Consider the following 16,942-nt stretch of genomic DNA (forward strand, 5'->3'; position numbering starts at 1 on the left):
GATCAAGAGCGACTCGCTTCGCATCGTGGTTACGGTTGGGCGCTACAGAGTTGTGTAGATACCTATGCCCCGATTGGGGTCGCCTCGGTCTTCGAGGCTAGCCCCGCCCCGCTCAATTCCGTACCATTCCCCGCCTTATCCCCCGCAACTCCCTGGTACTCCATGAAGCTCACCCGTCTGCGCGCCGACGCCCTGGCCGGCCTCACCACGTCATTTGCATTGCTGCCCGAATGCATCGCCTTCGCCCTGGTGGCCCATCTCAACCCGCTGATGGGGCTCTACGGCGCTTTTATCATTTGCACCCTCACCGCGTTGTTCGGCGGCCGGCCCGGCATGGTGTCCGGTGCGGCCGGTTCCATGGCGGTGGTGATCGTGGCACTGGTGGTGCAACACGGCGTGGAATATCTGCTGGCGACCGTGCTGCTGGGCGGCTTGATCATGCTCGCGTTCGGCCTGTTGCGCCTGGGCAAGCTGGTGCGCATGGTGCCCCACTCGGTGATGCTGGGGTTCGTCAACGGCCTGGCGATTATCATTGCGCTGGCGCAGTTGGAGCACTTCAAAAGGGGTGAAGCCTGGCTCAGCGGTACACCGCTGTACGTGATGGTCGCGCTGGTCGCGGTCACCATGGCCATCGTCTACCTGCTGCCACGGCTGACCCGCGCCGTGCCGCCGGCCCTGGTGGCGATCCTCGGCGTGGGCCTGGCCGTGTACCTGCTCGGCTTGCCTACCCGCACCCTCGGCGATATGGCGCACATCGCAGGCGGCCTGCCGACCTTCGCGCTGCCGCAGATCCCTTGGACCCTGGAGACCCTTGGGATCATCGCGCCTTATGCGTTCCTGATGGCAATGGTCGGCCTGCTGGAAACACTGCTGACCCTCAACCTCACCGACGAAATCACCGAGACGCGTGGCTACCCTGACCGCGAAAGCGTGGCCCTGGGCGCTGCGAATATGGTCTCGGGCCTGTTCGGCGGCATGGGTGGTTGCGCGATGATCGGGCAAACCGTGATCAACCTCAGTTCCGGCGGGCGTGGGCGTTTCTCCGGCGTGTTTGCCGGGGTGATGATCCTGCTGTTCATTCTGTTTCTGTCGCCGCTGATCGAGCGGATTCCGCTGGCGGCCCTGGTGGGGGTGATGTTCGTGGTGTCCCAGCAGACGTTCGCCTGGGCGTCGTTGCGGGTGATCAACAAGGTGCCGCTCAATGACGTGCTGGTAATCATCGCAGTGACGGTCATCACCGTGTTCACCGACCTGGCGACCGCTGTGCTGTGCGGTATCGTCATCGCTGCACTGAATTTCGCCTGGCAACAGGCGCGTGAGCTGTATGCCGATGAACACCTGGAAGCCGACGGCAGCAAACTGTATCGCCTGCACGGCACCTTGTTCTTTGCCTCGACCACGCCGTTCCTGAATCAATTCGACCCGGCCAACGACCCGGCCCAGGTGACGCTCGACTGCCGTCACCTGAGCTTCGTCGACTATTCAGCGATTGCCGCGCTGATGACTCTGCGCGAGCGCTACAGCAAAGCGGGCAAGCATTTGCGCGTGCTGCACCTCTCGGAGCGCTGCAAGAAGCTGCTCAAGCGTGCCAGGGTTCAGCACGACTGACCTGCAGCAGCCTATGGCCCGACCAGGTTTTCGAGTTCCTGCGCCCGGGTCTGGGTCATGTCCAGCACACAGCCGGAGCCGTTGACCTGATCGATGGTGCCGCCGGTGGCGCTGCCTGCAAAGGCGCAATTGGCGTCACGGTATTTGATCCACAGGCGCTGCAGGTCCTGCAGTTGCTGCTTGCGGTTGCCTTCTTGGGCGGCCAGCGCAGTCTTGTAGGCCTTGTTCAGCCGCGCATCCTGCACCTTGGCCTCCTTGACATTGCAGCCGACCATATCGGCGGTGGTGTTCGCGCCGTCCATGCATTTGTTCTGCGCCGGGTTATCGGCGGCGGCGGCAGTGCCGCAGATGGCGAGAAGCAGGGCGCCGGCGGCGAGCGTTGTGCGAATCATCAGTGTTTTTCCTGGCATCGATGGATGTGCAGTGTATGACTCGACGGCGCACGCTGAGTTTCCGACCTTTATCTGAAGGTCATGTAAGAACACCCCCTGAATTTTCATGCGGCGGCGTCGGGCATATCCCACCGCGACAACGCTTGTCCCTGCGCGGTAATTACTTTCATAAAATTTGAAAACTCTCTTCGGTAATGATTTATGAGTTTCACAACGTATTCGACGTGACCCTTTCCGAGGAGTACCGCATGGCCGCATCACCGGGCTTCGGGCTATTGGCATACGCCGCCATCGCCATCATTGCTTTGATCGTGCTGATCGCACGTTACCGGCTCAATCCGTTTATCGTCATCACCCTGGTGTCCATTGCCCTGGCGCTGATGGCCGGGATGCCGGCGGACACCATCATGGGCTCTTACGAGGCGGGCGTCGGCAAGACCCTGGGGCATATCGCCCTGGTCGTGGCGCTGGGCACCATGCTTGGCAAGATGATGGCCGAGTCCGGTGGCGCGGAGCAGGTGGCCCGTACGTTGATCAACCGTTTCGGCGAGCGTAATGCCCACTGGGCTATGGTCTGCATCGCGTTCCTGGTGGGGTTGCCGCTGTTTTTCGAGGTGGGCTTCGTGTTGCTGGTGCCGATCGCCTTCACCGTGGCGCGGCGCGTGGGCGTGTCGATCCTGATGGTCGGCCTGCCGATGGTCGCCGGCCTGTCGGTGGTGCATGCGCTGGTGCCGCCGCACCCGGCGGCGATGATGGCGGTGCTGGCGTATAACGCCTCGGTCGGGCAGACCGTGTTGTATGCGATCCTGATCGGTATTCCGACGGCGATCATCGCCGGCCCGGTCTACGCCAAATTCATCGTGCCGCACATTCACCTGCCGGCGGAAAACCCGCTGGAGCGCCAGTTTATCGAGCGCGAACCGCGTACCCGTTTGCCGAGCTTCGCGCTGACCATGGGCACCATCCTGTTGCCGGTCGTGCTGATGATGATCGGCGGTTGGGCCAATGTGATTTCCACGCCTGGCACCGGCTTTAACCAGTTCCTGTTATTTATCGGCAACTCGGTGATCGCACTGTTGGTGGCGACCCTGGTGAGTTTCTGGACGCTGGGCCTGGCCCAGGGCTTCAACCGTGAGTCGATCCTCAAGTTCACCAATGAATGCCTGGCGCCCACGGCAAGCATCACCCTGCTGGTGGGGGCGGGCGGTGGCTTGAACCGCATCCTGGTGGATGCCGGCGTCACTAACGAAATCCTCGGCCTGGCCCATGCGTTCCAGCTGTCGCCACTGGTGATGGGCTGGTTGTTCGCCGCGCTGATGCGTATCGCCACGGGCTCAGCCACGGTGGCCATGACTACGGCGTCCGGTGTGGTGGCGCCGGTCGCTTTGGGCATGGGTTATCCACACCCTGAATTGCTCGTCTTGGCGACTGGTGCAGGTTCGGTGATCTTTTCCCACGTCAACGACGGCGGCTTCTGGCTGATCAAGGAATACTTCAATATGACGGTGATCCAGACCTTCAAGACCTGGACCGTGCTGGAAACCCTGATTTCGGTGGTGGCCTTCGGTCTGACCTACGGTCTGTCCTGCCTTTTGTAAACGGGAGCCCCATGGACATCCTCTACCAGATCCGCGCCCGCCAGGACTCTTTCAGCGCCGGCGAAGGGCGTATCGCCAGGCTGATGCTCGACGATGTGGGCTTTGCCGCGTCGGCCAGCCTGGAAGCGCTGTCGCAACGGGCCGAGGTCAGTACCGCCACCTTGTCGCGCTTTGCGCGCAGTGTCGGTTGCCGCGACTTGCGTGACCTGCGCCTGCAGTTGGCCCAGGCCAGCGGGGTTGGCAGCCGCTTCCTGGACCCGGCGGGGCTGCCGGAACAATCGGCATTTCATCGGCAGATTCTCGGAGATATCGAAGCGACGTTGCGCCAGCACCTGGCTGGCTTCAATCAGCACAGCTTTGTCGATGCGGTGAGCCTGCTGGGCAAGGCACGGATGATCCACGCGTTCGGCATGGGCGGCCCGTCGAGCCTGTGCAGCGATGAATTGCAGGTGCGGCTGGTGCGCCTGGGCTATCCGATTGCGGCCTGCCACGACCCGGTGATGATGCGGGTGACGGCCGCGACCCTGGGGCCGGAACAGGCGCTGATCGTCTGCTCGCTGAGCGGACTGACCCCCGAACTGTTGGATGTGGTGACACTGGCGCGCAACTACGACGCGCGCGTTGTCGCCATCACCCTGGCCGATTCGCCGCTGGCCGGGCTGGCGGACGTGGTGCTGCCGCTGCAACCGGCGGAAACCCATTTTATCTACAAGCCTACGGCTGCGCGCTACGGCATGCTGCTGGCCATCGACCTGCTGGCCACCGAGCTGGCGCTGGCCATGCCCGACGCCAACCAGGAACGCCTGCGCCGGATCAAACTCGCCCTGGACGATTATCGCGGCGGCCCTGACAGCCTGCCGCTTGGAGACTGAAATGACGTACGACACGCTGATTCGCCAGGCGCTGATCATTGATGGCAGCAACACGCCTGGGTACCTCGCCGACGTGGGGGTGCGCAACGGGCGTATCGAGACGATCGGCGACCTGTCGGCGGCGACGGCCGAGCATGAAGTTGACGCCACCGGCTACGTACTGGCGCCGGGCTTTGTCGATGTGCACACCCACGACGACACCGTGGTGATCCGCCACCCGCAGATGCTGCCCAAGCTCAGCCAGGGCGTGACCACGGTGATTGTCGGCAACTGTGGCATCAGCGCTTCACCTGTGAGCCTGCGTGGCAATCCACCCGATCCGATGAACCTGTTGGGCGATGCCGAGGCGTTTGCCTACCCGCGCTTTATCGATTATCGCGCGGCGGTCGAACGCGCCCACCCCGCAGTCAATGTCGCCGCACTGATCGGCCACACGGCACTGCGCAGCAATCATATGGACGACCTGCACCGCACGGCTGCGGCGCATGAAATCGCGGCCATGCGCATGCAATTACAGGAGAGCCTTGACGCCGGTGCCCTGGGGTTATCCACAGGCCTTGCCTACGCCAGTGCATTCAATGCAGAGACCGAGGAGGTGCTGCAACTGAGCGAAGAGCTGAGCGCTTATGGCGCGGTGTACACCACGCATTTGCGCAGCGAGTTCGAGCCGGTATTGGAGGCGATGGACGAAGCGTTTTCAATCGGTCGACATGCCCGTGCGCCTGTGATTATTTCTCACCTCAAGTGCGCCGGTGCGGGGAACTGGGGGCGCAGCCCGCAACTGTTGGCGTCGCTTGAGGCGGCGGCGAAAACCCAGCCGGTGGGCTGTGATTGTTATCCCTATGCGGCCAGCTCGTCGACCCTGGACCTCAAGCAGGTCACTGACGCGTTCCGCATCACCATCACCTGGTCCACACCCCATCCTGAAATGGGCGGGCGTGACCTGCAGGACATTGCCGCCGAGTGGGGCATTGCGCTGATGGACGCCGCCCGCCGCCTGCAACCCGCCGGTGCGGTGTATTACGGAATGGATGAGGCGGATGTGCGACGTATTCTTGCGCATCCGCTGTCGATGATCGGTTCCGACGGGTTGCCCGAAGACCCGTTTCCCCACCCGCGATTGTGGGGCGCGTTCCCACGGGTGCTGGGACATTTCAGTCGTGATGTCGGATTGTTCCCGCTGCACACCGCGGTGCACAAAATGACCGGGCTGTCAGCGGCGCGCTTCGGCCTGGCTGAGCGTGGCGAAATCCGTGAAGGGCACTGGGCCGACCTGGTGTTGTTCGATCCGCTGCGGGTGCGCGACAGGGCGGACTTCAAGGCGCCGCAGCGTGCAGCCGAGGGGATCGAGGGCGTCTGGGTCAACGGGGTGTTGAGCTATCGCGAGGGGCAGGCGACGGCGCAGCGGGCGGGGCGTTTTTTGCTGCGCAGCGGGGATTTGCGTCAGGGCTTCGGGCTGGCGTCGGGCACATGAATTAACGTTTTCCTGCGGTGGATAACGTGTCGGAATATGCCCAATGAGCGCTTACAAAAAGCGGATTGAGTGTGCGCAACCGCTCTCTAAGATGAGCAGGTCGCTTCCGGAGAATCCGTATGAATACTCAATCCATAAGCTCCAGTCATGTCGGTAACCTTCCTGTCTCTGTCCCTGCTTCGACCACCGGTGCCGCACCTGGCGCCACGCTAAATTCAGGCGCCGATGCGGTATCGGCGTTCCCCTTTCCCCGCGATACCCTCAAAGGCTGGATCCAGGAAAAAGTCTGGAACGAGACCAATCAATGGGTCGATCCGGACAAGGTTTACCTGCATCGCTTCTCACCCGCCGCCAGCACCCGCAACGGCAGTGCCGTCACAGGCTGGGAGCATCGTGCAAAGCCCGAGTCGTCGATGACACTCACCGAGGCCGTCGCCAGTAATTTTTTCTCGGCCGAACGCTACGGGATGGCCGGCAAGGCCCAGGCCGTGGCGCACTTCATGTCTTCGAACACCAGCCCGTTTTCGCTGTTCGACAGCGAGAGTGTGCCGGATTTTTTCAGCCGGCTCGGCCGTCTGGTGCTGGATCGAACGGGGCCGGGTTATCTCTATTCAAAAATTCATGACGATGTGCCCAATGCCAGGGAGACGTGGCGGGACCTGGATTCAGTCTATGGCCTCTACCTGGATGGCCCGGGCAAGGGCAAGTACGATGCGGACAATCAACTGCGAATCAAGCCCAGTGAGTTATTGAAGCTGGTCCGAGAGGGCGATCTGCAGAAAAAAGTGACCGCCAGGCTGGATGAATTCTGGACGCAGCATGGCAGTGAATGGCGGGCGTTGGCCAAGCAACAGTTTGTGATGGAGGCCCGTGCCGCGCGCGCCCTCAACCAGCAGGACCCCAGTCAGGGGCTCAGCCCGCAGGCCTACGCCGGTGTCATGAAGGCCGCCGCGCCCAATGTGCCGCTCGAAGGGCCGGTCACGAAAGCGCAGTTGCAGGCAGAGGCCGCGCCAGGGGGGGACGTCAAGGCGTTATGCTTCGACATCAATGGCTATCGATCCAACGACATCCTGCGTTTTGTGACCAAGGATGGCGCTGAAACCTTGTGTTTTCCGGGGGGCAAGCCTGCCTTCAAAACATTCAAGGACCGCGCCGCAGTGGATCAATGGGTGGTGGAGCAGAGCAGGGACCCTGTCAAGGCAGCGGCGCTGGAAGAGCATTTTGCGTTGCGTGATCGCCAGCAGGGTGTATTCGGTGCCCTGAGTGTCAACGGCGTAGACAGTACCTTTAATAAGATCGGCACGGGCGCGATGGCGGCCAATGACAGTCACATCAACACCCGCAACGTCCCGATTGGCGGCGATGTGTTCACCTTCATGGCCAATCAGACACGTCAGCGTATCAACGACGACGCAGACACTGAAATGAAGTCCAACGCCGAAGTCTACAAGGACGATGCGTTAGGCATGCTGCAAGCGGGCAACGCGGTGTTTTCCATTCCCATGGCATTGCTCGGTCCGATTGGCCTCGCCCTGGGCGCTACCTCATACGGGGTTCAAGTGGGCATGGAAATCGACCAGGCCGTTGAAGGCGACACCCAGGCCGAGCGCAAAAGCGGTTTGCATGCCGCCGTAACGGATGTGGCGACCATGGCGTTTTTCCATGCACTGGGCAAGGCCGCCCCCACTGAGGGCGACTCCACTGGCCAGGCAGGCGCACAAACGACGCAAGGTGAAACCGTCGGCGCGAGCGGTGATAAACCGTTTTTCAACTATCGGCGGGTGAACGGGCAAATCGGTGTGCTGATGAGCCCCAATCAGCCACCTCGATTACCCGCCGTGCAGGAGGGCCAAGTGAACCCCTTATGGGATTCATCCATGGACATCTACCTGCTGCCGGGTTCCAAGCGTCCCCTGGTACCGCCCACCTATGAAATAGTGGCAGACGCTCCGGTCACGCCCAAGAAACCGAGAATCGACGAGTCGGAAACCGAGCTGTCGGACGATGAGCGCTCGCCTTCTTCCGTCGACTCGAACGCCACATCGTCCGGGGATTATGAGGCGTATGACGATGACAGCGTGCTCAAGACCAATCCGTTCAAAGTCAGCGTCAGCCTGCCTGCCGGTGGGTATTTCAACAGTCGTGGCATGATTGAGCGCACTGACGTGCCGAAGTTGTATCGCGTCGAAAAGGCCGACCGCGTAGAGCGTCGGGGCGATCCGGAAGATACGGGGTTTCGCGATTCGAATTTCTTCTCCGGTCCGGAAAAGATGATGGATGGCAACGTCGTGGTCGCCTCCCGCTCAAAGGAGGCGGCGAAGTACTTTGGTGAAACCGAATTCGCCGGCCAATACAACCTTTACGAAATCGACAGTCGCGGCATTCCCGTCGTGTCCTTCAATGAAAATATCGATGCCAATCCCCAGTTCGTCGAAGCGCGCCAGTGTGTGGCGTCAGGCACTATTGAACGCCTGCGCAACGAAGGCCGCTTGCGCGAGTTTGCCAACGACGCTTATCAGTTCGATGAAGTGCATGTGGACAATGATCAGTTGTCCAGCGCGAGGATCACCAGGCTTTCCCGTCACTGAGTGTGTTTCACTTTGTCGGTCTGTGAGCTAGGGTGGATGTTCGCCTGTAGCGAGCAGTGTTTACCTGGACTTGGAGAGTCGCATGCACTTAGGAAAAGTCATCCCCATCCTGCGGATTTTCGACGAGGCCAAGGCGTTGGAATTCTACATCGACTTCCTGGGGTTCAAAGTGGACTGGCAGCATCGCTTCGAGGCCGATTTTCCGTTGTACCTGCAGGTGTCGCTGGGTGAGTGCGTGCTGCATTTGTCCGAGCATCATGGCGATGCGTGCCCGGGCGCTGCGGTGCGGATACAGGCGCAAGGAATAGACGCTTATCAGCAGCAATTGCAGGCCAGGAACTACCGTTACGCCAAGCCAGATGTGGAGCAGACCCCCTGGGGCTCGCGGGAGATGAGCATCAAGGACCCGTTTGGGAATCGGGTGGTGTTTGTCGAGGAAGGGGAGGGCTGAGGTAAATCGCAGGCAATAAAAAACCGCCTTAGTAGGGCGGTTTTTTTTTGCAATCCAGTTAGTGGCTGGATTGCTATCATCAAAGATGCATTGACCTGCAGGCGGATATTAACCCTGGTCTTATCATCACGCAAGATTGAACGATGTCCTGATCCACCTTCTTGTCTAAGTTTGCACGACGTGCGTGGAACCTCGTAGTGAATGCTGTGCATGTTTATCATGTTTGGAAATTCCTACGGGACAGCTTCGATGACCTTTAAGGTCTAATGAAGTGGAGCCGCCTCGGTTTAGATCGAGGCGGCTTTTTGTTTTTTACACCCGGAAATGACTGACCATCTGCTGCAACTGACTACCCAGCCGCGCCAATTCCACGCTCGACTTGGCCGTCTCGTCACTGGCCGTAGCGGTCTGCTCGGATACATCGCGCACATTCACGATGCTGCGGCTGATCTCTTCGGCCACGGCGCTCTGCTGTTCGGCGGCCGCTGCAATCTGCTGGTTCATCGACTGGATGTTCGACACTGTACGGGTGATGTTTTCCAGGGATGCACCGGCTTTGCGCGTGAGGTCCACGCTGCTGTCGGTGAGGCTGCGGCTGTTGTTCATCGCGTTGGCCACTTGCTGGGTGCCGTTCTGCAAGCCGGCAACCAGGCCTTCGATTTCCTCGGTGGATTTCTGCGTACGCTGGGCCAGGCCACGCACTTCGTCGGCCACCACGGCGAACCCACGACCGGCTTCACCGGCACGGGCTGCTTCAATCGCCGCGTTGAGGGCCAGCAGATTGGTCTGTTCGGCCACGGCCTTGATCACATCCATCACACTGCCGATCTTGTTGCTCTCTTGTTGCAGGTGGGTCATGGCGTCGGTAGAGCGTGCCACTTCGGCCGCCAGGCGTTCGATCTGGGCGATGGCCTCGGCCACCACCTTGTCGCCCGCGCGGGCCTGACCATCAGCATCGGCAGCGGCCAGGGAGGCCTGTTCGGCGTTGCGTGCCACTTCCTGCACGGTGGCGGTCATTTCATGCATCGCCGTGGCGACCTGGTCGGTCTCGATCTTCTGGCTGTTGACGCCGGCGCTGGTTTGCTCGGTCACGGCTGAGAGTTCCTCGGCCGCGCTGGCGATCTGGGTCACGCCGTCACGAATGCCGCTGATCAGTTCACGCAAGGTGGTGCCCATGCGCTGGATGCCTTGTTGCAACACACCCAGTTCATCACGGCGGGTGACCTGGATGTTGTGGCTCAGGTCGCCGGAGGCAATGCGCTCGACGACAGCCAGGGTGTCTTGCAGCGGGCGGGTGATCTGGCGGGTGATGACCCAGGCCGCGATGATGCCCACCAGCAGGGCCAGCAACGTGCTGATCAATTGCAGGCTGCGGGCCTGGGCGCTTTCGGCGTCGCGGCGTTCCAGCTGGATGTCGTAGAGCTTGTCGCTGATGGTGACGATATCGGCGCCCTGAGTGGTCATTTCAGCGCGGGCGGCCACGATGTTGGCGTTGGCGGCTTTATAGCTTTGTACCGCGCTGCGATAGGCACCCAGTGCGGTTTCCAGCGCGCTCAGCGCGGCCTGTTGGCTGCTGCCGAAGACGGCATTGAGGCTTTTCAGGCCGGCGATGGTTTTTTCGATTTGTGCGGCGGCACGGGCTTCGTTTTCTGCATTGACGTTGTTGGTGTAACCACGCACTTCGTAGCGCGCCAGCAGGAACTCTTCCTTGGCATTGGACACGGCCTGGAACTGTGCGAAACGTTCCGGGCTGTCGGGCATCTGCTGCACGCTAGTGTCCAGTGCATTGATTTGTGCGTTGGCGATGTCGGCCTTGTCGCCCATGACCTGGCGTGCAGCGTTGCCGTTGCGATAGGCCTCGCGCATTTTGTTCAACGACTGCTGATACGCCGTAATGACGGCTTTCTGTTGATTGAGCAGCTTGACGTTTTCAGGGCTCTTGAAGCTGTCCAGCAGCTTTTGTTGCTTGGCGGCAAAGGCGTCAAGGCTGGTTTGCACGTTCTGCGCCACCTCTTCATCGCCGTTGGCCAGCATATATTGCAGGCGCACAATACGCAGTTTGGTCAGTGAGGCGTTGAGCTGAGTGATGTCGCTCATCCAGTTGCTGCGATCGATCAGGCCGCCCAGGCTGGTCCAGCCGGTGAGTGCCAGGATCGAGGTGAGGACAAGCACCAGGCCGAAGCCCAGGCCCAGTTTGAGGTTGACGCTGATGTTACCGAACCAGCTGTTCATCTAATGCTCCGCAAGAGTGATGTCTGTTCGCTGGACGATGTTGTTTTGTTGGAGCCAGCCAAAGTGTGTAGCGCTATATCGGCGGCAGGCCGTGAATCTGAAATACTTTTATCGGCGCAGTGAAAAAACGTTGCAGGTGCGGTAATGGAAGCGGGTGTGCGGGGCTCATCACGCGTCGGACTTGTGTGCTAGTCTGCGGGCCCTTTTAGTTTTGGATGGCGCAGTAAACAGCGTTGTCCTACAGCGGAGCCTCTTCATGTCCGAAGTTAATCTGTCCACCGACGAAACCCGCGTCAGCTACGGTATCGGCCGTCAGTTGGGCGACCAACTGCGCGACAACCCGCCACCGGGCGTAAGCCTGGACGCGATCCTGGCCGGCCTGACCGATGCGTTCGCAGGCAAGCCAAGCCGTGTTGACCAGGAGCAAATGGCGGCCAGCTTCAAGGTGATCCGCGAAATCATGCAAGCCGAAGCCGCTGCCAAGGCTGAAGCTGCCGCAGGTGCGGGCCTGGCATTCCTGGCTGAAAACGCCAAGCGTGACGGCATCACCACATTGGCTTCCGGCCTGCAATTTGAAGTCCTGACGGCCGGTGATGGCGCCAAGCCAACCCGTGAAGATCAAGTGCGCACTCACTACCACGGCACGCTGATCGACGGCACGGTGTTCGACAGTTCCTACGAGCGCGGTCAGCCTGCAGAATTCCCGGTTGGCGGCGTGATCGCCGGCTGGACCGAAGCCCTGCAACTGATGAATGCCGGCAGCAAATGGCGTCTCTATGTGCCGAGCGAACTGGCTTACGGCGCGCAAGGCGTTGGCAGCATCCCGCCGCACAGCGTTCTGGTGTTCGACGTCGAGCTGCTCGACGTTCTGTAAGACCTGCTGATTACCGGTTGGGGCGAACCTGTTCACCCCAACCGGGTTTTGCGCGGTGGCTCATGGGTGAAACTTGCCATTGAGGTCCGTTGCCGGGCGCAACGCTCGGGCATAGCAGAACAGAAACAAGTTACGCACCACCTCTTTCAACACACCGGGTTCACTTGAACTCAGGCCATTCACGTCCAGGTCGCCCTGGTCCTGCAGTTCATTCAGCGCTTCTTCTTCAAGCACCGCACAGACTTCGCCGGTTTCCCGATGCAGGATTCGCAGGTACGGATGTGGACGGTCCAGCCAGGCATCTATCAAATAAGTCATGGTCGTTCTCCTTGATGGGTTTCAATGAGAATAATTCTTATTCGTAGAATAGCAAGTGTCTATTGGCGGTTTATGATTTTTTGTGTGGGTATTTGAGACAGGTCAACGGGAGGGCAAGGCGCCATCCCGCAGCGGGTGCGGGATGGATGCAGCAGATTCAGACTTTGCGCACGAACTCGGACTTGAGCTTCATCGGACCGATGCCGTCAATCTTGCAGTCGATATCGTGGTCGCCGTCGCACAGGCGGATATTCTTGACCTTGGTGCCGACCTTGACCACCAGGGAGGTGCCCTTGACCTTGAGGTCCTTGATCACGGTGATGGTGTCGCCGTCCTGCAGGACATTGCCCACAGAGTCCTTCTTCACGGTTTCATCGCCCGCTGCTTCGGTCTCGCCAGTGGCGGACCATTCATGGGCGCATTCCGGGCAGACCAACTGGGTGCCGTCTTCGTAGGTGTATTCGGAATTGCATTTCGGGCAGGGTGGCAACGTGCTCACTAAAGCTCCTTGAGAGTCAGGATGGCTAAAAGTCGCACATTATATAGGGTTTTGTGGCCTTGCAGGCTGTATGAAATTCAAATGTGGGAGGGGGCTTGCCCCCGATTGCGGTCTGTCAGCCACCTTATACATTGGCTGAGCTACTGCTATCGGGGGCAAGCCCCCTCCCACAGGGTCCTGCGGCGCTGCTGCTTTAGTGAGTGCGGGCGACCGCAAACTCACTCAGCTCCACCAGGGCATCCCGGTATTCGCTGGCGGGTAGGGCGTCCAGGCACTTGATCGCACGGGCCACATAATCACGCGCCAACTGCGCGGTGTACTCCAGCGAGCCTGACGCCTCGACGGCCGCACGGATGGCCTCCAGGTCTTCGATGCCGCCTTTCTGGATCGCCTTGCGCACCAGTGCAGCCTGTTCCGGCGTGCCTTCGCGCATGGTGTAGATCAGCGGCAAGGTCGGCTTGCCCTCGGCCAGGTCGTCACCGACGTTCTTGCCCAGGGTTTCGGCGTCGCCCTTGTAGTCGAGCAGGTCATCCACCAGCTGGAACGCCACGCCCAGGTGATCGCCAAAGGTGCGCAGGGCCTCGGCCTGTTCGGTGGTAGCGCCGCACAGTGCCGCGGCGCTGTGGGTGGAGGCTTCGAAGAGCATCGCGGTCTTGCCGCGAATCACTTCCATGTAGGTTTCTTCGGTGGTGCTGGCGTCGCGTACCTTCGACAGCTGCAGCACTTCGCCTTCGGCGATGATGCGCGTGGCCTGTGAAAGAATTTTCATCACCGGCATCGAGCCCAGTTCAACCATCATTTCGAACGAGCGCGAGTACAGGAAGTCGCCCACCAGCACGCTTGGCGCGTTGCCCCACATGGCATTGGCGGTCTCGCGGCCACGGCGCATGCCGGACATGTCGACCACGTCGTCATGCAGCAGGGTGGCGGTGTGCAGGAATTCGATGGTGGCGGCCAGCAGGCGCAGGTCATCGCCTTCGCGGCCCAGGGCCTTGCCGCACAGCAACACTAATAAAGGACGCAGACGCTTACCGCCCGCCGACGTAATATAGTCGCCAATTTTGGAGACCAGCGGCACTTTGGACGTCAGCTGCTGCTTGATGATGCCGTCGACGGCGCTAAAATCGTCCGCGACCGCGCGGTAGAAAGCTTGGGGTTGCATCAGCGACAGTCGCTCCAGAAGGGTTGCGCGGCATGCTAGGACCCTGACCCCCGGGTGTCAAGGCGCGATAGACGGCCCCTTGCAACACCCATTTACCTTGCGTACAATCGCGCACCCTGAACTTCCTGGGCAGCACCTGCCTTACGCAATTGCATTCGGGACGTCCATCCCATGCAGCCATGCCAGCCAATACCTCTTCTTATAAAGCGCTGGGTGAGCAGGATTATCGGAGAAATACCATGTCGTACGCAGTAATTGTTACTGGTGGCAAGCAATACAAAGTCGCCCCAGGTGAATACCTGAAGATCGAAAAACTGGAAATCGCCACTGGCGAATCCGTGACGTTTGATCGCGTTCTGCTGGTCGCCAATGGCGATGACGTGAACATCGGCGCTCCAGTTGTTGCTGGCGCTACCGTTGTGGCTGAAGTGATCTCCCAAGGTCGTCACGATAAAGTCCGCATCATCAAGTTCCGTCGTCGTAAGCACCACATGAAGCGTATGGGCCACCGCCAGTGGTACACCGAGATCAAAATCACCGGTATTCAGGCTTAATTTCAGCCTAATTCCTCACTAGGAGAATTGACTCATGGCACACAAAAAAGCTGGTGGTAGTACCCGTAACGGTCGCGACTCAGAAGCCAAACGCCTTGGCGTGAAGATGTATGGCGGCCAGAAAATCATTCCGGGCAACATCATCGTGCGTCAGCGCGGCACCCAATTCCACGCCGGTTACGGTGTTGGCATGGGTAAGGATCACACCCTCTTCGCGAAAATCGAAGGCGTGATCAAGTTTGAAGTAAAAGGCGCGTTCAACCGCCGTTACGTGAGCGTTGTCGCCGCTTAATTGCGCGATCGCTGGAAAAGCCCTGTCTCGCGACGGGGCTTTTTCGTTTATGGGGTGAGTCTCTTGCAAAGCTGTTTGTGATGGGCTCCGGGGCTGGATTTGCGGTCGCTGATTGAGGTCGCTACGCTCATTTTTGCAAGAGTCTTATGTCTTGGTTTCTTAAGCTCGTCCGTGCGGCGAGAGGCGTTTTGTTATGAAGTTCGTTGATGAAGTTTCCATCCGAGTAAAAGCAGGCGACGGCGGTAACGGTTGCATGAGTTTCCGTCGCGAAAAGTTCATTGAAAACGGTGGCCCCAACGGCGGTGACGGCGGTGACGGCGGTTCCATCTACATGATGGCCGACGAAAACCTCAACACCCTGGTCGACTACCGTTACACCCGGCACTTTGATGCCGAGCGTGGCTCCAACGGCGGCAGCACCGACTGCACCGGTAAAAAAGGCGAAGACCTGGTACTGCGCGTACCGGTCGGTACCACGATCATCGACTCCGCGACCCAGGAAGTGATCGGCGACCTGACCAAGGCCGGCCAGAAGCTGATGGTGGTGCAGGGCGGCTGGCACGGTCTGGGTAACACCCGATTCAAGTCCAGTACCAACCGTGCACCGCGCCAGACCACCCCGGGCAAGCCGGGCGAGCAGCGCGACCTCAAGCTGGAAATGAAAGTGCTCGCCGACGTGGGCCTGCTGGGCCTGCCGAACGCCGGCAAAAGTACCTTTATCCGCTCGGTCTCGGCCGCCAAGCCGAAAGTCGCCGACTACCCGTTCACCACCCTGGTACCCAACCTGGGCGTTGTAAGCGTCGACCGCTGGAAGAGCTTTGTGATCGCCGACATCCCTGGCCTGATCGAAGGCGCTTCCGACGGCGCAGGCCTCGGGATTCGCTTCCTCAAGCACTTGTCGCGCACGCGTTTGCTGCTGCACCTCGTCGACATGGCGCCACTGGATGACACCAGTGCAGCCGACGCCGCCGAAGTGATCGTCAGCGAGCTGACCAAGTTCAGCCCGGCCCTGGCCGAGCGTGACCGTTGGCTGGTGCTGAACAAGTGCGACCAGATCCTTGAGGAAGAGCACGAAGAGCGCGTCAAGGAAATCGTCGATCGCCTGGAGTGGGAAGGTCCGGTGTACGTGATCTCGGCCATCGCCAAAGAAGGCACCGAGCGCCTGACCCGCGACATCATGCGCTACCTGGAAGACCGCGCCGACCGCCTGGCGGCCGACCCGGTATTCAAGGCCGAGCTGGCCGAGCTCGACCAGCAGATCGAAGACGAAGCCCGTGCCCAGCTGCAAGCGCTGGACGACCAGCGTGCCCTGCGCCGCAGCGGCGTGAAGTCGGTGCATGACATCGGCGACGATGACTGGGACGAAGAAGACGTGGATGATGAGGACGGCCCGGAAATCATTTACGTGCGCGACTGATTCGTTGCGATAAACTTGAACGCCGCTCCTTATGGAGCGGCGTTTTGGTATCCGGGTATAACGTTATGGGCGGCGCTGGGTCGCGCGGCCCTCACTCTAAGGTTGAAGATGATGCGGAGCAAAGTGACAGGTGCGCAGCGCTGGGTCGTGAAGATCGGCAGTGCGTTGCTGACAGCGGATGGCAAGGGGCTGGACCGTGCCGCCATGAGCGTATGGGTCGAGCAGATGGTGGCCTTGCATGAGGCCGGTGTCGAGTTGGTGCTGGTATCGTCCGGGGCGGTTGCCGCCGGGATGAGCCGCCTCGGCTGGACCGCGCGACCCAGCGCGATGCACGAACTGCAAGCCGCCGCCGCCATCGGCCAGATGGGCCTGGTGCAAGCCTGGGAGTCCAGCTTTGCCGAGCACGGTCGCCACACGGCGCAGATCCTGCTGACCCATGACGACCTGTCCGACCGCAAGCGTTACCTCAACGCCCGCAGTACCCTGCGCGCGCTGGTGGAGCTCAAGGTCATCCCGGTGATCAACGAGAACGACACCGTGGTCACCGACGAAATCCGTTTCGGCGACAACGACACCCTCGCCGCGCTGGTAGCCAACCTGGTGGAAGCCGA

General features: G+C 60.5%; 16 protein-coding genes and 1 pseudogene. 11 read left to right on the forward strand and 6 right to left on the reverse strand.

Features of this window, described 5'->3' with window-relative positions:
- The first annotated feature begins 162 nt into the window (after positions 1–162).
- On the forward strand, positions 163–1,608 hold the full coding sequence (locus tag BFP90_RS08700; protein ID WP_065893662.1) for a SulP family inorganic anion transporter: 1,446 nt from the start codon (positions 163–165) through the stop codon (positions 1,606–1,608).
- Between the two features lie 11 nt (positions 1,609–1,619).
- On the opposite strand, the gene BFP90_RS08705 is transcribed toward BFP90_RS08700, so the two are convergent.
- Complete coding sequence (locus tag BFP90_RS08705; RefSeq protein WP_065896466.1) at positions 1,620–2,000, reverse strand: lysozyme inhibitor LprI family protein; 381 nt, start codon at positions 1,998–2,000, stop codon at positions 1,620–1,622.
- 248 nt (positions 2,001–2,248) lie between these two features.
- Here BFP90_RS08705 and BFP90_RS08710 point away from each other — a divergent pair, with 248 nt between their 5' ends.
- The 5 genes from BFP90_RS08710 to BFP90_RS08730 all read left to right on the forward strand — a co-directional run bounded on the left by BFP90_RS08710 (position 2,249) and on the right by BFP90_RS08730 (position 8,983).
- Positions 2,249–3,598 carry a GntT/GntP/DsdX family permease gene (locus tag BFP90_RS08710; protein WP_176718028.1) on the forward strand — a complete coding sequence of 450 codons (1,350 nt, stop codon included), beginning with the start codon at positions 2,249–2,251 and terminating at the stop codon, positions 3,596–3,598.
- An 11-nt stretch (positions 3,599–3,609) separates the two neighbouring features.
- The gene (locus BFP90_RS08715) at positions 3,610–4,470 is read left to right on the forward strand and encodes a MurR/RpiR family transcriptional regulator (protein WP_065893659.1); all 861 of its coding nucleotides are present in this window, start codon (positions 3,610–3,612) and stop codon (positions 4,468–4,470) included.
- A 1-nt stretch (position 4,471) separates the two neighbouring features.
- Positions 4,472–5,944 carry an N-acyl-D-amino-acid deacylase family protein gene (locus tag BFP90_RS08720; RefSeq protein ID WP_065896468.1) on the forward strand — a complete coding sequence of 491 codons (1,473 nt, stop codon included), beginning with the start codon at positions 4,472–4,474 and terminating at the stop codon, positions 5,942–5,944.
- Positions 5,945–6,063: 119 nt separating this feature from the next.
- Positions 6,064–8,532 carry a dermonecrotic toxin domain-containing protein gene (locus tag BFP90_RS08725; RefSeq protein WP_065896469.1) on the forward strand — a complete coding sequence of 823 codons (2,469 nt, stop codon included), beginning with the start codon at positions 6,064–6,066 and terminating at the stop codon, positions 8,530–8,532.
- An 82-nt stretch (positions 8,533–8,614) separates the two neighbouring features.
- Positions 8,615–8,983, forward strand: a complete 369-nt coding sequence (locus BFP90_RS08730; RefSeq protein ID WP_065896470.1) for a glyoxalase superfamily protein — start codon at positions 8,615–8,617, stop codon at positions 8,981–8,983.
- A 312-nt stretch (positions 8,984–9,295) separates the two neighbouring features.
- On the opposite strand, the gene BFP90_RS29530 is transcribed toward BFP90_RS08730, so the two are convergent.
- Positions 9,296–10,159, reverse strand: a complete 864-nt coding sequence (locus tag BFP90_RS29530; RefSeq protein WP_370671195.1) for a methyl-accepting chemotaxis protein — start codon at positions 10,157–10,159, stop codon at positions 9,296–9,298.
- A gap of 39 nt (positions 10,160–10,198) precedes the next feature.
- Positions 10,199–11,215, reverse strand: a pseudogene (locus BFP90_RS29535) (methyl-accepting chemotaxis protein); the annotation flags it as partial.
- 256 nt (positions 11,216–11,471) lie between these two features.
- Between BFP90_RS29535 and BFP90_RS08740 the strand changes: the two are divergent.
- Positions 11,472–12,089: an FKBP-type peptidyl-prolyl cis-trans isomerase gene (locus BFP90_RS08740; RefSeq protein ID WP_003176055.1), complete on the forward strand. Its 618-nt coding sequence runs from the start codon at positions 11,472–11,474 to the stop codon at positions 12,087–12,089.
- A gap of 60 nt (positions 12,090–12,149) precedes the next feature.
- Here BFP90_RS08740 and BFP90_RS08745 read toward each other — a convergent pair whose 3' ends face one another.
- The 3 genes from BFP90_RS08745 to BFP90_RS08755 form a co-directional block, all read right to left on the reverse strand.
- The gene (locus BFP90_RS08745) at positions 12,150–12,407 is read right to left on the reverse strand and encodes a PA4570 family protein (RefSeq protein WP_005791321.1); all 258 of its coding nucleotides are present in this window, start codon (positions 12,405–12,407) and stop codon (positions 12,150–12,152) included.
- Positions 12,408–12,564: 157 nt separating this feature from the next.
- Positions 12,565–12,906, reverse strand: coding sequence for a zinc ribbon domain-containing protein YjdM (locus BFP90_RS08750; protein WP_065883533.1), 342 nt, complete (start codon positions 12,904–12,906; stop codon positions 12,565–12,567).
- A 193-nt stretch (positions 12,907–13,099) separates the two neighbouring features.
- Complete coding sequence (locus BFP90_RS08755; RefSeq protein WP_065896471.1) at positions 13,100–14,068, reverse strand: polyprenyl synthetase family protein; 969 nt, start codon at positions 14,066–14,068, stop codon at positions 13,100–13,102.
- 239 nt (positions 14,069–14,307) lie between these two features.
- Here BFP90_RS08755 and rplU point away from each other — a divergent pair, with 239 nt between their 5' ends.
- The 4 genes from rplU to proB form a co-directional block, all read left to right on the forward strand.
- Complete coding sequence (gene rplU / locus BFP90_RS08760) at positions 14,308–14,622, forward strand: 50S ribosomal protein L21 (protein ID WP_003176051.1); 315 nt, start codon at positions 14,308–14,310, stop codon at positions 14,620–14,622.
- A gap of 34 nt (positions 14,623–14,656) precedes the next feature.
- On the forward strand, positions 14,657–14,914 hold the full coding sequence (gene rpmA / locus BFP90_RS08765; protein ID WP_003176049.1) for a 50S ribosomal protein L27: 258 nt from the start codon (positions 14,657–14,659) through the stop codon (positions 14,912–14,914).
- 193 nt (positions 14,915–15,107) lie between these two features.
- Positions 15,108–16,331 (forward strand): Obg family GTPase CgtA, encoded by a 1,224-nt coding sequence (cgtA, locus tag BFP90_RS08770; RefSeq protein ID WP_065883536.1) that lies wholly within the window; start codon positions 15,108–15,110, stop codon positions 16,329–16,331.
- A gap of 111 nt (positions 16,332–16,442) precedes the next feature.
- Positions 16,443–16,942: glutamate 5-kinase (proB, locus tag BFP90_RS08775; protein WP_065896472.1), on the forward strand; the 500-nt coding region annotated here is incomplete at its 3' end.

This window comes from Pseudomonas sp. 24 E 13 (genome assembly GCF_900004715.1).
Taxonomy (GTDB): domain Bacteria; phylum Pseudomonadota; class Gammaproteobacteria; order Pseudomonadales; family Pseudomonadaceae; genus Aquipseudomonas; species Aquipseudomonas orientalis_A.